Origin of the sequence: Sinomicrobium kalidii, assembly GCF_021183825.1 — a bacterium.
GTDB lineage: Bacteria > Bacteroidota > Bacteroidia > Flavobacteriales > Flavobacteriaceae > Sinomicrobium > Sinomicrobium kalidii.
The window spans coordinates 34247-50091 of record NZ_CP089211.1; the positions used below are offsets into that span (position 1 = coordinate 34247).

The window sequence follows — 15845 nt, forward strand, 5'->3', positions numbered from 1 at the left end:
TTAATTTGCTGTTTCCAAGGTTTCGAAGAGGATCTCCACTTCGCCTCTCCCTGTATCAAAAGACCGTAATGAACGGACCATGTTGGCTACCAGGCTTTCATTTAACGGTTCATAACTATGAATAAGGATATAGCGCAGGTTTTTAAACAAAGCCAGGTCGGCTTCGGTAATTTCCATAGCTTCCCCGCTATTCCAATTAATGATCAGCAACTGTGCAGTACCGAAATCTTCGGTATACCTGGTGTTCTTTAATTCGTGTAACAGAGAAACATCTTCAAATTGCACTACCTCGACACCTCCTTTTTTATCCCACGTATATAAAGGGCCGCTTTCTTTTGTAAAGGATAATTTGTATGGTGTACCTGCCTTCAGGTATTCCAAATCCTGAACTTCCTTTTTGTTCAAAGTGCTTTGTTTCTTCTCTAAAGAAACTATCTTTTTATTCTGAGCCTGCCCTTTCCACAGGAAGCACAAGCATACAATGGTTGCGATATATGTTATTTTTTTCATCCTTTGCTCCTATTTCACTTCAAATACAATGTTCATAAAACTTGCTGAGGATATCTCCGCCCCCGTTTTTACGGTATAGGTCAGTACTCCGGCATCACTCACCGATACACTTTCAAACACCGTATCATCATAATATGTTATGTAATAATTAAGTGCTCCTGCAGGTAATACCGGTAATGTGGTAGCCGTTGAATTTTTGGCCATAGGTGTACCGAACTGATTACTGTACATGCTGTATAAATCAAGTGTTTGCGGAGTACCCCTGACTTCGGTGGGGACTGCTACCGAGGGCATATAGAAAAACTTGGGCATTACCGATTTTATGATCGTGGCATTACTTGCTTCGTCGGTATAGGTAATTGTTCCGTCCCCATTATCAACCAAAGAAGTCAGGGTTTCATTAGCTTGTACCAGCTCTTCGAAATTAATCTCCTGAGTAGTCCCGTTCTCATCTATATAAGTGAACTGGTTACCATCGTAGTATACATTACCGCCGATACTCTTAATCAGGTTTTCAATGGCATTAAATATATCTCCTTCGTTGGTGATATTATCTACTACACTCGATGGAACATCTACCGTGATGCTATCTCCGTTGGCATTGGTAAAAGTATACGTACCGTCGTTATTGTCAGTCATCGATGTCGTGTTGGCATCAAAGGTTACTTCTATCCCTTCTTCATTGGTGTAGGTGAATGTGCCGTCCTGATGATCTAAAAGTGTAGTGACCGTTTCATTGGCCTGTACCAATTCTTCAAGATTGATCACCTGGGTTTCGCCGTTCTCATCAAGGTAGGTGAACTGGTTGCCGTCGTAGTATACATTGCCGCCCACATTCTCGATCAGTTCCGTGATCTCATTGACCACATTTTCGTTCTGAATGATCTCTTCAAACTGGTTGATCACATCCGCAGGAACGTTGATGATGGTTTCCGTACCGTCCTCGGAAGTATAGGTATAGGTGCCGTTCTGATTATTGATTAAAGTCGTTACCGTTTCATTGGCCTGTACCAATTCTTCAAGGTTGATCACTTGTGTCTCTCCGTTTTCATCCACATAGGTGAACTGATTGCCGTCATAGTAAACATTACCACCGACATTCTCGATCAACTCCGTGATCTCATTGACCACATTTTCGTTCTGAATGATCTCCTCAAACTGGTTGATCACATCTGCAGGGACATTGATGATGGTTTCCGTACCGTCCTCGGAAGTATAGGTATAGGTGCCGTTCTGATTGTTCACTAAAGTTGTTACTGTCTCATTGGCCTGTACCAATTCTTCAAGATTGATCACCTGGGTTTCCCCGTTTTCATCAAGGTAGGTGAACTGGTTACCATCGTAGTATACATTGCCGCCCACATTCTCAATCAACTCCGTGATCTCATTGACCACATTTTCATTCTGAATGATCTCCTCAAACTGGTTAATCACATCCGCAGGAACGTTGATGATGGTTTCCGTACCGTCCTCGGAAGTATAGGTATAGGTGCCATTCTGGTTATTGACTAAGGTCGTGACCGTCTCGTTGGACTTTACGATCTCTTCAAAGTTGATTGTTTGGGTTTCGCCATTCTCATCGATATAGGTAAAGCTGTTTCCATCGTAATACACATTACCGCCGATATTTTTGATCAGGTTTTCGATAGCGGTGAAAATGTCCCCTTCGTTGGTGATGTTCTCCACAACGCTGGAAGGTACATCTACTATAATGGTATCTCCGTTGGCATTGGTGAAAGTATACGTACCGTCGTTATTGTCAGTCATCGATGTCGTGTTGGCATCAAAGGTTACTTCTATCCCTTCTTCATTGGTGTAGGTGAATGTGCCGTCCTGATGATCTAAAAGTGTAGTGACCGTTTCATTGGCCTGTACCAATTCTTCAAGATTGATCACCTGTGTCTCTCCGTTTTCATCCACATAGGTAAACTGGTTGCCATCATAGTAAACATTTCCGCCTACATTCTCGATCAGTTCCGTGATCTCATTGACCACATTTTCGTTCTGAATGATCTCTTCAAACTGGTTGATCACATCCGCAGGAACGTTGATGATGGTTTCCGTACCGTCCTCGGAAGTATAGGTATAGGTGCCGTTCTGATTATTGATTAAAGTCGTTACCGTTTCATTGGCCTGTACCAATTCTTCAAGGTTGATCACTTGTGTCTCTCCGTTTTCATCCACATAGGTGAACTGATTGCCGTCATAGTAAACATTACCACCGACATTCTCGATCAACTCCGTGATCTCATTGACCACATTTTCGTTCTGAATGATCTCTTCAAACTGGTTGATCACATCCGCAGGAACGTTGATGATGGTTTCCGTACCGTCCTCGGAAGTATAGGTATACGTACCGTTCTGATTATTGATTAAAGTCGTTACCGTTTCATTGGCCTGTACCAATTCTTCAAGGTTGATCACCTGGGTTTCCCCGTTTTCATCAAGGTAGGTGAACTGGTTACCATCGTAGTATACATTACCGCCCACATTCTCAATCAACTCCGTGATCTCATTGACCACATTTTCATTCTGAATGATCTCCTCAAACTGGTTGATCACATCGGCAGGGACATTGATGATGGTTTCCGTACCGTCCTCGGAAGTATAGGTATAGGTGCCGTTCTGATTGTTCACTAAAGTTGTTACTGTCTCATTGGCCTGTACCAATTCTTCAAGATTGATCACCTGGGTTTCCCCGTTTTCATCAAGGTAGGTGAACTGGTTACCATCGTAGTATACATTGCCGCCCACATTCTCAATCAACTCCGTGATCTCATTGACCACATTTTCATTCTGAATGATCTCCTCAAACTGGTTAATCACATCCGCAGGAACGTTGATGATGGTTTCCGTACCGTCCTCGGAAGTATAGGTATAGGTGCCATTCTGGTTATTGACTAAGGTCGTGACCGTCTCGTTGGACTTTACGATCTCTTCAAAGTTGATTGTTTGGGTTTCGCCATTCTCATCGATATAGGTAAAGCTGTTTCCATCGTAATACACATTACCGCCGATATTTTTGATCAGGTTTTCGATAGCGGTGAAAATGTCCCCTTCGTTGGTGATGTTCTCCACAACGCTGGAAGGTACATCTACTATAATGGTATCTCCGTTGGCATTGGTGAAAGTATACGTACCGTCGTTATTGTCAGTCATCGATGTCGTGTTGGCATCAAAGGTTACTTCTATCCCTTCTTCATTGGTGTAGGTGAATGTGCCGTCCTGATGATCTAAAAGTGTAGTGACCGTTTCATTGGCCTGTACCAATTCTTCAAGATTGATCACCTGTGTCTCTCCGTTTTCATCCACATAGGTAAACTGGTTGCCATCATAGTAAACATTTCCGCCTACATTCTCGATCAGTTCCGTGATCTCATTGACCACATTTTCGTTCTGAATGATCTCTTCAAACTGGTTGATCACATCCGCAGGAACGTTGATGATGGTTTCCGTACCGTCCTCGGAAGTATAGGTATAGGTGCCGTTCTGATTATTGATTAAAGTCGTTACCGTTTCATTGGCCTGTACCAATTCTTCAAGGTTGATCACTTGTGTCTCTCCGTTTTCATCCACATAGGTGAACTGATTGCCGTCATAGTAAACATTACCACCGACATTCTCGATCAACTCCGTGATCTCATTGACCACATTTTCGTTCTGAATGATCTCTTCAAACTGGTTGATCACATCCGCAGGAACGTTGATGATGGTTTCCGTACCGTCCTCGGAAGTATAGGTATACGTACCGTTCTGATTATTGATTAAAGTCGTTACCGTTTCATTGGCCTGTACCAATTCTTCAAGGTTGATCACCTGGGTTTCCCCGTTTTCATCAAGGTAGGTGAACTGGTTACCATCGTAGTATACATTACCGCCCACATTCTCAATCAACTCCGTGATCTCATTGACCACATTTTCATTCTGAATGATCTCCTCAAACTGGTTGATCACATCGGCAGGGACATTGATGATGGTTTCCGTACCGTCCTCGGAAGTATAGGTATACGTACCGTTCTGATTATTGATTAAAGTCGTTACTGTTTCATTAGCTTTGACTAGCTCTTCAATATTAATTGTTTGGGTCTCCCCATTTTCATCAACATAGGTAAAGGTATTTCCATCATAATACACATTACCGCCAACATTCTCGATCAACTCTGTGATCTCATTGACCACATTTTCGTTCTGAATGATCTCTTCGAACTGGTTGATCACATCGGCAGGGACGTTGATGATGGTTTCCGTACCGTCCTCGGAAGTATAGGTATACGTACCGTTCTGGTTATTGATTAAAGTCGTTACCGTTTCGTTGGCCTGTACCAATTCTTCAAGGTTGATCACCTGGGTTTCCCCGTTTTCATCAAGGTAGGTGAACTGGTTACCATCGTAGTATACATTGCCGCCCACATTCTCGATCAGTTCCGTGATCTCATTGACCACATTTTCGTTCTGAATGATCTCTTCAAACTGGTTGATCACATCCGCAGGGACATTGATGATAGTTTCCGTACCGTCCTCGGAAGTATAGGTATAGGTGCCATTCTGGTTATTGACCAAGGTCGTGACCGTCTCGTTGGCCTGTACCAATTCTTCAAGATTGATTACCTGGGTTTCTCCATTCTCATCAACGTAGGTAAACTGGTTGCCGTCGTAGTATACATTACCGCCTACATTCTCGATCAACTCCGTGATCTCATTGACCACATTTTCGTTCTGAATGATCTCTTCGAACTGGTTGATCACATCGGCAGGGACGTTGATGATGGTTTCCGTACCGTCCTCGGAAGTATAGGTATAGGTGCCGTTCTGATTATTGACTAAAGTCGTTACCGTTTCGTTGGACTTGACAAGCTCCTCAAAGTTGATCGTCTGGGTCTCCCCTTTTTCATCAGTATAAGTGAAAGTATTACCATCATAATAAACATTTCCTCCCGTGTTCTGAAACAACTCGGTTATTTTGTTAATTACCTTTTCATTCCTGATAATCTCATCAAATTGATTAATCACATCGGCGGGGACGTTAATGATGGTTTCCGTACCGTCTTCCGAAGTATAGGTATATGTACCATCCCCGTTGTTTATCAGGGTGGTTATGGTTTCATTGGCTTTAATGACGTCTTCCAGTGTAATTATCTGCGTCACCCCGTTTTCGTCAATATAGGTAAACTCATTTTTTACAGGATTGTAAATGACTATATTATCCGGGAGATCACCACCTGCAACATCTTCTGCCGATACCACACGGTGCCAGCTTCCGGCATACCAATAGTAATAACCGGGCCTGATGTCGGCCGTATCGGCCGTGTTGAAAACCAATAAACTTTCTACATTGCCATTGGCGATCGTTGTCTGGTCTGTGGTACCGGTAAGAGCGACACGGGGAATCAACACCCCCTTATTGTCGGCCACAACGTCCAACTGGGCAGAATTGTCCGGCAAAGATGTTCCGATACCCACCTGGGCATGTGCAGAAAAAGTAATTACCAGAAAAAATACTACAGCGTAAAATTGTTTCATCATGCTTTATTTAAGTTTTAGTCTTACATCCTCCCTTACTGACAGGATTATTTGGTTTAATTAAGTTTCGTCCCTAACGGTTTTCGGACCGGGACAACAGAGAAGAATATACTCCTTCGTGCAGCGTGTAAATACTGCAGGAATAGCTGTGAATACTGCGTAAGATTTTCGAAGTAGTTTTCTTCCCTATAACTTAATTTTTCCAAACAAACTTATAACTCAACCCCCGTAACAGGAGATAGGGAATCCCCTACTTTCGCTTAGTTGTAGTTTTTCTTCGATCAATGGTCGCATTTTGAAGGTTATCGTAAAAAAACCACTTGTAAAACGCAACTTAATAATCCATTAAAAAATTGATTAACAGTTATTTAAATTAAAAACACAAGTGTATAAACAACATCTTTCTTTTCCGGAAAAAAACACATCAGATCACAAATATGTGGTATGGGGAAGTCAACAACCCCGGAATATGCTCGCGAGACATAAACCGGAAAATCCCGAAAAAATATTTCGACGCAAGCAAGCATCGGAGCATTTTAAATTTCACTTAGCAAGTAAAAATGAACAGCCGGGAACGGGGAAGGGCTACATCCTATAAGAACACCCTATTGCGAATGGCCCAGGATAACAATGCGCCGTAAGAAGATGGAAGGTCGAGTTTTTTGCGAACATTGGTCTTTATCTTTTCCACGTTTTTTTCACTGCAAAACAGTGCTTCCGCAATTTCCCGGTTGGTCTTCCCTCCTATTAACAGGCGAAGGACCTCTATTTCACGACTGGTGAGGTTATGGAGTTCAGAAGTCGTGCTGTTCAATTTTTTCAGTACGGAGTCCGATACATATGTTCTGCCTTCCTGCAAAGCTTCCATACAGGCCATAAGTTCTTCCACAGTAACATTCTTGGACAAATAGGCATTTGCGCCCGCATCCATCGCTTTGCGGTAATATTCAATGCCATCGTGCATGGTCAGCACCACAAAGTCGGTCTTTGAAGTTTCCTTTTTAATGGTTTTTATCACCTCCAACCCGCTCATACAGGGCATGGTAATGTCCATAAAAGCCACATCCGGTTTATAGTGCCGTATCTTGTCCAGGGCATCCTTGCCATCCTCTGCTTCGGCCACTATCATCGTATCGGGCAACTGTGCGATCAGAAAATGAAGTCCCTTCCTGAGAATGGGGTGGTCATCGGCAAGTAGTAGTTTTATCATATTATTGTCTTTATTACGCAATAACTGATTCTCAAAATCTTATTTTTACAGCTAAAAGAAATTAACCAGTAGAGCGTTTGGGTTGTTTGGATTATATCCTAAAAATGCCACTATTTATTAACCGGGCCATGTCAAAACGACAACTCTTGAAGGAATATAGACGAAATGCTGATATTTCCGATGAAATCCACCTAATTGTTTCGAACACATAAAAGGGGAATTTTGTATTTTTTACCTTCAAAACCGAACTCCGCAAATTCCGGGTTTCCCTCTTGTACAGTGGCCACTACTTTTGTGTGTATAAAAACAGAAATACGATGAATACGCAAAGCCAGTTAAATTACGATCGTATTGCAAAAGCAATAGGATACATCCGGGAAAATTTCAGGGAGCAACCCAACCTGGAAGAAGTAGCCGGACAGGTACACCTCAGTCCTTTTCACTTTCAACGGATGTTTAAGGAATGGGCCGGGGTCACTCCCAAGAAATTTTTGCAGTATATAAGCGTAGAACATGCCAAACAGGTACTCCGGGACAAAAATACCACCTTGTTCGATGCAGCTTATGACACGGGACTTTCCGGAACCGGAAGGCTTCACGACCTCTTTGTAAATATTGAAAGTATGACCCCGGGTGAATACAAAAACGGCGGGGAAAAACTGATGATCCATTACAGTTTTGCCCAGAGTCCCTTTGGCGATATCCTGGTGGCCTCTACACCCAAAGGGATTTGTCACATGGCATTTGCCGATAATGAAACGGAAGCCTTTGCAGCATTGACGAAAAATTTTCCGAATGCGCAATTCAAACAAATGACCGATATGTTTCAGCAAAATGCCCTTCATATATTTACACACAACCAGGACGAAACAGACCGGATAAAACTCCACCTGAAAGGCACGGAATTTCAGCTAAAAGTGTGGGAAGCGCTGCTTCGCGTACCCATGGGGCAATTATCCACATACGGAAATATAGCTCGTGAAATCGGAAACGACAAAGGGTCCCGGGCCGTTGGTACCGCCATTGGCAGCAATCCGGTAGCTTTTCTTATCCCCTGCCACCGTGTGATCCAGTCTACCGGGACCATCGGTGGTTACCGCTGGGGGAACAACCGGAAAACGGCCATTATCGGATGGGAAGCTGCAAGGACCGATATAACCTTATAAAAGACGGCAATGGAGGATATAGCGCAAAAAACGGCAAACTGTAACTGGGAAGAGGTTACCCGTAACCTGAACGAAAGAGGATATGCCATTATTCCCGGGTGGCTGACAGAACAGCAATGCCACGCATTGATCAACGAATATAACGGCACAACAGCATACAGAAAAACAGTGGTCATGGAACGGTATCGTTTCGGGCTGGGAGAATACAAATACTACGATTACCCCCTGCCCCGTGTCATACAGGCCATCCGGCAAAATGTATATCCCAGGCTCGTCCCCGTGGCCAACCTGTGGATGCAGGTGTTGAGATCCGAAGCCCGGTTTCCCGGAAACCATTCCGAATTACTGGCCGGCTGCCACGAAAAGGGACAGCTAAAACCCACCCCCTTAATACTCAAATACGGTAAGGGCGGATACAACACCCTGCACCAGGACCTTTATGGTGAGGTATTTTTTCCGTTACAGGCGGTATGTTTCCTGAACGAACCGGGCAAAGATTACGAAGGGGGAGAATTTGTACTCACCGAACAGGTGCCAAGGGCACAATCCAGGGCAACCGTACTCCGTCCGGAAAAAGGCGATATGCTGATATTCACCACAAATTTCCGCCCGGAAAAAGGCAAACGGGGATATTACCGGGTACGTATGAAACACGGCGTAAGCGAAGTAACCCGGGGAGAACGCCATACACTCGGGGTCATTTTTCACGACGCAATAAGTTGATCATCCGGATACAAACACCGTATAAAATCCTGCCATACCATGCTAAAACACAATGACATTTCAGACGTTCTATTGCGAACATATATCCGGGGGAAATACATTTGCTGGGGAGGCCATAAAAAACTGAAAATATACGGAACGCTCGGTTGCGGGTCCGGTAAGAGAATGCACCGGAAGAACAGGGTATTCTTTACTTCCGAAGAGGAAGCCCGGAACAGCGGTTACCGTCCCTGCGGGCATTGCATGCCGAAAGCCTACAGAGCGTGGAAATTAAGCGTAAAAAAGTGCAGCTAAAAAAGAAAAGATATCTTTGTATGGATTAAAAAGTATTTTTCGTATGCCCGCAACAACAACTGCCGTTATTTTTGATATGGACGGGGTGCTTATCGATTCCGAACCGGCCTGGAAAAAGGCCGAGTACGAAGTTTTTACTTCCGTAGGCGTACATGTCGCCCCCGAATTGTCTGAAATTACCGCCACCATGACCACTGCCGAAGTAACCCGGTTCTGGTATGAACAAAATCCCTGGAGCGATAAAAGCCTGGACGAATTGGAAAACGAAGTCGTAGACCGGGTTGGCCGTTTTATTCTGGAAGAAGGAACGCCCATGACAGGCATACAGGAGGTCCTGGAACTCTTTCGTGAAAGGAACTTCAGAATCGGGCTGTCCACCAATTCCCCTTCGAGGCTCATCCCTCTGGTGCTGGAAAAAGCGGGCATTGCCCCTTATTTTGATGCCGTGTCTTCTTCCGAACATGAAACTCACGGCAAACCTCACCCGGCGGTTTATCTCACCACCGCAAAAAAACTGGGCACCCCTCCGGAAAAATGTATTGTTTTTGAAGATTCCGTTCACGGACTAATGTCAGCTAAAAATGCAGGAATGAAAACAATAGCCGTTCCTTCCGGAGCGGAATTTCACCTGGACGGATTTGACATCGCCGACCTGAAATTAAGGCAACTGTCGGATTTTAACGAACAACACCTCATTTCACTTTTGGGCAGATAATTACCCTCCTTTCCCCTTTTGCAAACCGGAATAAAACGAATATGCCCGGAACGACAACGGCAACCCTATGGCCACAATCAATATGGCTACGGCTATAACTGCCGAAAGTATGCCTACCGGTCCGCGGGGAACATTGGAAAGCGGTACCACTATAAAATTCATCAATAATCCTACGAAAATGCCGTACGCTACCCCGGTCATCATCCGGTTGTACTTCCATAAATGCAATCTGCGATATAAAATAAAGAACAAGACGGTCCAGCACATGGCTATAAAATAATGAAAAAGAAGCCCGAAAAATACATATGCAACAGTGCCCGAAAAAGCCATTTCCCCGAAAACACCACTGGCTACATACCGCAACACCCGTTCCGGTCCGATGCCCCCGATTCCGGCTTGTATGCATGCCGCAGTGATGTCCAGGGTGCCGACCAGGAGACCGGAAAGCAGGACAGCCCTTAAAATTCCCTTTTTGCGTACCGGTCCGGTATACTTTTGCATAACTGAATTGTTTGTATTATCACACTAAAGATACCGATTTTACAAATGCATTAAATATTACTTTTTATTTGGCCGTATTATTTTGATGCCTTTTAGGGCTGAACAAAACTTTGAAGGAACCGTCCGGGGATATTAACTTGTTTTTCCTGACCATTGTAAATCCCCGTTCGTTTGCCCCTTCTCAAAATGTAACATTAAAAATAATGATAAGGCAAAACGAAAAAATTAATGTACATTTTACAATAACACAATGCTTTAGCACATTTTTTTAATGCTTTTCTTTAAATCCCCTCCATTATTCGCAAAAAGAAAAAAAATATTTTTTGCCGATTTAAAAAGAATAATATTAAATTTGAGAGCATGAAAACTGATATAAAATCAACCGAACGCAGAAATTTCATAAAGTCTGCATCCCTGGCTTCGGCAGGGTTGCTGGGTTTTCAAACCATGCAGGCCGTAACGACCTCAAAACAAAAAACAACGCCGCTTAACCTTCCGGAAAAACTAACCGTATTGTTTCAGGGCGATTCCATTACAGATGCAGGAAGGGACCGCGGGCATTACTACCCGAACGACTCCCGCGGGATGGGACTGGGTTATGTTTTCAATATCGTGAGCCATGTCATGGCCAACAACCCAAAAACGGAATGGACCATTTACAATCGCGGTATTAGCGGTAACAAGGTATATCAGCTTGCCGACCGATGGCAGGACGACTGCCTCCAGCTACAACCCGATGTACTGAGTATACTGATCGGTGTTAATGACTTCTGGCATAAGCTCAACGGCAATTACAACGGCACAGTGGAAATTTACGACCGCGATCTCCGGAAGTTATTGGATGATACCCTGCAAAAATACCCCGATGTAAAACTCATCCTGGGGCAGCCTTTTGCAGTAAAAGGCGGATCGGCCATTACCGGCAAATGGTTTCCCGAATTCAGTGCTTACCGGGAAACGGCAGAAAAAATAGCTAAAGATTATAATGCGGTATGGATTCCCTATCAGGAAGTTTTCGACGAGGCGTTGAAAGCCGCCCCGGCTTCTTACTGGTGCCCTGACGGGGTACACCCTTCCATGCCGGGCGCTTATCTTATGGCCGAAGCATGGATAAAAGGATTTACATCTATTTACACTACTTAAAATATCAATCGGAAACCAACCAAAATTTTTTTTATCCCTGATTACCCCGGTACTGTGCATCGGGGTAATTTTTTAAGTCATCCCCTGTGGTATTGGGGATCATTCCCAAAAGTTGTGGACATTGTTGGGGTTCAGACATAAAACAGCAGGACATAAGAGGTATGACCTGCGATTTATGAAATAGTTTCTTTTTGTTACAGGTTTGTACTGACCTCAATTGAGAGTCATTTATTGCAGCCCTTGAGTAGTATAAAAAATTTTAGTTTTGTTGTTGGGTTAACAGGTTATCGACAGGTTATTGAGTTCATGCGTGATGCCTAAATAACTGAATAACCAAATAACTAAAATACAATTTCACAGCCTGCCAAAACCGCTGTGCCTTTCAGTACAGCATGCTTTGTTAAGGAAGGCATGAAACCGGAAACGATCCCGGGTTTACGATGTATCGGCCTCACATACAACATTCAGCCCAAAAAACATTCGTGTATCCGTGGCAAAGCCAAAACCGGAAACTTACAACAAACGAAAAACCCCACAACCTTTGATCCTGATCCGGTATTGGTATTCATACCCAAAGTTGTGGATTACTCAAAAATTACCGTAACGTGTTAAGACATGAAGTGGGTTTCAGGTTACAGGTTCTTTCACAGTTATGCAGGAAACACGGAAGACCTTAAATCCCGAGCCCGTTTTGACTTTAAACTATTCTATTCCTACGTCGTGTAGTCCTGTGTCGTACGTCCTGTATCTAAAATCTTTGGGATTGATCCATAAAAAAGCCTTCGGAATGCGCCATAACAGCGTCCCGAAGGCAGTTTTTATTTATAGCTATGACTTTCCGTCAGAGTTTTTTGGCGTTTTTAACCTTCTGTGTGGTAAGTGCCAGGTCAAGCACCTCACTCATATCGGTCACATAATGGAAGGTAAGCCCTTTCAGGTATTCGGGTTTTATTTCCTCTATGTCTTTCCGGTTATCTTCACAGAGCAGTATTTCCTTGATGCGTGCTCTTTTGGCAGCCAGGATCTTCTCTTTTATCCCTCCTACGGGCAATACTTTACCCCGCAGGGTTATTTCTCCGGTCATGGCAAGGCTTTTCTTTACTTTCCGCTGGGTGAAGAGCGATACCAGTGACGTCAGCATTGTTACACCCGCACTCGGCCCGTCCTTAGGTGTTGCCCCTTCCGGGACGTGGATGTGCACGTTATATTTACCGAATATTTCCGGGTCAATACCAAGCTGTTCTGCATTGGCCTTAATATATTCCATGGCAATGGTAGCTGACTCCTTCATCACTTTCCCCAGGTTCCCGGTAATGGTAAGGTTGCCTTTTCCCCTGGAAAGTATGGATTCTATAAAGAGAATATCTCCACCCACACTGGTCCATGCCAAACCGGTGACCACACCGGCCACCTCGTTGTTCTCGTACTTGTCGCGCTCCATACGGGCAGGCCCCAGTATCTTTTCAATATCCGCCGGGGTCACCTTTACACTGTATTCTTCTTCCATGGCTATGGACTTGGCCGCAAAACGTACCATTTTGGCGATCTGTTTTTCCAGTCCCCTTACCCCCGATTCCCTGGTATAGCCCTCCACGATCTTTTCCAGTCCTTTTTTCCCGATCTTGAGGTCATCGGAAGTAAGTCCGTGTTCTGTTAGCTGTTTGGGCAGCAGGTGCCTTTTGGCAATCTCTACTTTTTCTTCAATGGTATACCCGGTAACGTTGATCACTTCCATCCGGTCCCGAAGTGCGGGTTGTATGGTCGACAGGTTATTGGCCGTAGCAATGAACATCACCCTGGAAAGGTCATACCCCAGTTCCAGGAAATTATCGTAAAAAGCCATGTTTTGTTCCGGGTCCAGCACTTCCAGCATGGCAGACGACGGGTCTCCCGTATGGCTGGAAGTCAGTTTGTCGATCTCGTCCAGTACAAAAACCGGGTTGGATGTTCCTGCCTTTTTCAGGGATTGCACAATCCTTCCCGGCATGGCACCGATATAGGTTTTACGGTGTCCCCTGATCTCCGCTTCATCCCGCAATCCTCCGAGGGACATCCTTACATATTCCCTGCCGAGTGCCTCGGCAATGGATTTCCCCAATGAGGTCTTCCCTACCCCGGGAGGCCCGTACAGGCACAGTATGGGCGATTTCATATCATTACGCAGTTTCTGTACGGCAAGATATTCGATGATCCTCCGTTTCACTTCGTCCAGTCCGTATTGGTCCCTGTCCAGTATGCGCTGTGCCCTTTTCAGGTCAAACTTGTCTTTGGAATAAGTGCCCCAGGGGAGCTCCAGGAGCAGGTCGAGATAATTCCGTTGTATGGAATACTCGGCCACCTGCGGGTTCATTCGCTGCAATTTGGCCAGTTCCCTGTTAAAATGTTCCTTGACCTTGGTATCCCATTTCTTGCCCTTGGCTTTCTGGCGCATTTCCTCGATCTCCTCTTCATACGACACACCGCCGAGTTCTTCCTGTATGGTCTTCATCTGCTGGTGCAGGAAATATTCCCGCTGCTGCTGGTCCATATCGTGACGAACTTTGGACTGTATGTCGATCTTCAGCTCCAGCTTCTGGAATTCCACATTGAGGTACTTCAGTGTAGCCAGCGCCCTTTCCCGGAGATTGTTCATTTCCAGGAGCTCCTGTTTTTCTTCCACACTGAGGTTCATGTTGGAAGAAACAAAATTGATGAGAAAAGAGCCGCTTTCTATATTCTTGATGGCAAAAGATGCTTCCGAAGGAATGTTCGGGCTGTTCTTAATGATCTGCAGTGAAAGCTCCTTAACGGACTCAATAATGGCCAGGAACTCTGCATTGTCCCGCTCCGGTCTTGCTTCTTTTACTTCCTTTATCCTCGCCTTCATATAAGGTTCCGAAGAGACCACCTGGTCTATCTCAAAACGCTTTTTCCCCTGGATGATCACCGTGGTATTCCCGTCGGGCATCTGTAATACCCGGAGGATACGTGCCACGGTACCCAGGGAATTGATGTCTTCCACATCGGGGTTCTCCACTTCTTCATCTTTCTGGGAAACCACCCCGATCACCTTATCGCCGTTGTTGGCATCCTTTATCAGCCGAATGGATTTGTCCCTCCCGGCAGTGATAGGTATCACTACTCCGGGGAACAGCACCGTGTTCCGCAGCGGTAAAATGGGCAGCTCCCGCGGGAGTTCTTCCCTGTCAATCTCTTCTTCGTCTTCCGGGGTCATGAGCGGTATGAGTTCCGCATCTTCGTCAATCCCCTGAAATGACAAACTGTCAATATTTAAAAACTTTGATTTAGCCATATTTTATCTGTAAGTCATTCTGTCATTACAACAGTTTAAAAAAAATACCTGTTACTTTTTAACTTTCTAAAAATCAACAAATAAACACACTCCCGGTATTACCGGGTATTCCTATAACGCAATAGTTATGCCAAGTCGTAATACCGCAAGACCGTTACAGTCATGGCTTCCGCGGATTTCCTTCTTTTATATTATCATATTTTTCATTTTCACACCACAAAACAATAAATATCTAAAAAAATATGATAATTCATTAATTTTATGTAAATTAGATACTACATCATTAAATAATTAATAACCCAAAAGTTCCTTGTTATGAAAAATTTGAGTTACGCCTTAGCTATCGTGTTTCTGGCAACTGTATTCCTGGCCTGGAACCACCGCCGGGACAGCGAAGAAAATACTCCCGTTTCGCTGGAAGGTGTCTGGGAACTGGTAAATTATTACACCTATGAAGACAATAAAGTTACTGATAGTTTTCCGAATACCGAAGGATACCGGCAGGTAAAAATGTACCAGGACGGGAAGGTCATGTGGACCAGGAAGGTACCGCAGGATTCCACACAGTGGTATGGCTACGGGAAATATAACACTACCGATACCAGCCTTGTTGAAACCCTGGAATACGGTTCCGCCAGTATGATGCGCATTATCGACACCTCGCGGGTATTTTCCTTTGAATTACAGGGCGGTAAAGACTGGTTCCGGCAGATCAGCATTAATGAAGACGGAAACAGAACGTTTTCCGAAAATTATATCAGGATCAAATAG

The 15845-nt window shown here is 44.4% G+C and carries 11 protein-coding genes; 6 read left to right on the top strand and 5 right to left on the bottom strand.

Annotation, left to right across the window (positions count from 1 at the left end):
- The 3 genes from LS482_RS00150 to LS482_RS00160 form a co-directional block, all read right to left on the bottom strand.
- Positions 1 to 510 (bottom strand): hypothetical protein, encoded by a 510-nt coding sequence (locus LS482_RS00150; RefSeq protein ID WP_233029711.1) that lies wholly within the window; start codon positions 508 to 510, stop codon positions 1 to 3.
- A 9-nt stretch (positions 511 to 519) separates the two neighbouring features.
- Entirely contained in the window at positions 520 to 6033 is a 5514-nt protein-coding gene (locus tag LS482_RS00155) for a beta strand repeat-containing protein (RefSeq protein WP_233029712.1), read from the bottom strand.
- A 589-nt stretch (positions 6034 to 6622) separates the two neighbouring features.
- Positions 6623 to 7240, bottom strand: coding sequence for a response regulator (locus tag LS482_RS00160; RefSeq protein WP_233029713.1), 618 nt, complete (start codon positions 7238 to 7240; stop codon positions 6623 to 6625).
- Between the two features lie 317 nt (positions 7241 to 7557).
- On the opposite strand from LS482_RS00160, the gene LS482_RS00165 reads away from it, so the two are divergent.
- Genes LS482_RS00165 through hxpB form a run of 4 tightly spaced genes read left to right on the top strand, consistent with a single transcriptional unit; the run spans position 7558 to position 10138 of the window.
- Positions 7558 to 8406, top strand: coding sequence for a methylated-DNA--[protein]-cysteine S-methyltransferase (locus tag LS482_RS00165; RefSeq protein ID WP_233029714.1), 849 nt, complete (start codon positions 7558 to 7560; stop codon positions 8404 to 8406).
- A 9-nt stretch (positions 8407 to 8415) separates the two neighbouring features.
- On the top strand, positions 8416 to 9129 hold the full coding sequence (locus tag LS482_RS00170; protein WP_233029715.1) for a 2OG-Fe(II) oxygenase: 714 nt from the start codon (positions 8416 to 8418) through the stop codon (positions 9127 to 9129).
- 39 nt (positions 9130 to 9168) lie between these two features.
- Complete coding sequence (locus LS482_RS00175; protein WP_233029716.1) at positions 9169 to 9423, top strand: Ada metal-binding domain-containing protein; 255 nt, start codon at positions 9169 to 9171, stop codon at positions 9421 to 9423.
- Positions 9424 to 9466: 43 nt separating this feature from the next.
- Positions 9467 to 10138 carry a hexitol phosphatase HxpB gene (gene hxpB / locus LS482_RS00180; RefSeq protein WP_233029717.1) on the top strand — a complete coding sequence of 224 codons (672 nt, stop codon included), beginning with the start codon at positions 9467 to 9469 and terminating at the stop codon, positions 10136 to 10138.
- On the opposite strand, the gene LS482_RS00185 is transcribed toward hxpB, so the two are convergent.
- Entirely contained in the window at positions 10139 to 10639 is a 501-nt protein-coding gene (locus LS482_RS00185; protein ID WP_233029718.1) for a hypothetical protein, read from the bottom strand. It abuts the gene before it with no gap.
- A gap of 360 nt (positions 10640 to 10999) precedes the next feature.
- Here LS482_RS00185 and LS482_RS00190 point away from each other — a divergent pair, with 360 nt between their 5' ends.
- Positions 11000 to 11782, top strand: a complete 783-nt coding sequence (locus LS482_RS00190; protein ID WP_233029719.1) for an SGNH/GDSL hydrolase family protein — start codon at positions 11000 to 11002, stop codon at positions 11780 to 11782.
- A gap of 841 nt (positions 11783 to 12623) precedes the next feature.
- On the opposite strand, the gene lon is transcribed toward LS482_RS00190, so the two are convergent.
- Entirely contained in the window at positions 12624 to 15074 is a 2451-nt protein-coding gene (gene lon / locus LS482_RS00195; RefSeq protein ID WP_233029720.1) for an endopeptidase La, read from the bottom strand.
- A gap of 315 nt (positions 15075 to 15389) precedes the next feature.
- On the opposite strand from lon, the gene LS482_RS00200 reads away from it, so the two are divergent.
- On the top strand, positions 15390 to 15845 hold the full coding sequence (locus LS482_RS00200; RefSeq protein ID WP_233029721.1) for a DUF4488 domain-containing protein: 456 nt from the start codon (positions 15390 to 15392) through the stop codon (positions 15843 to 15845).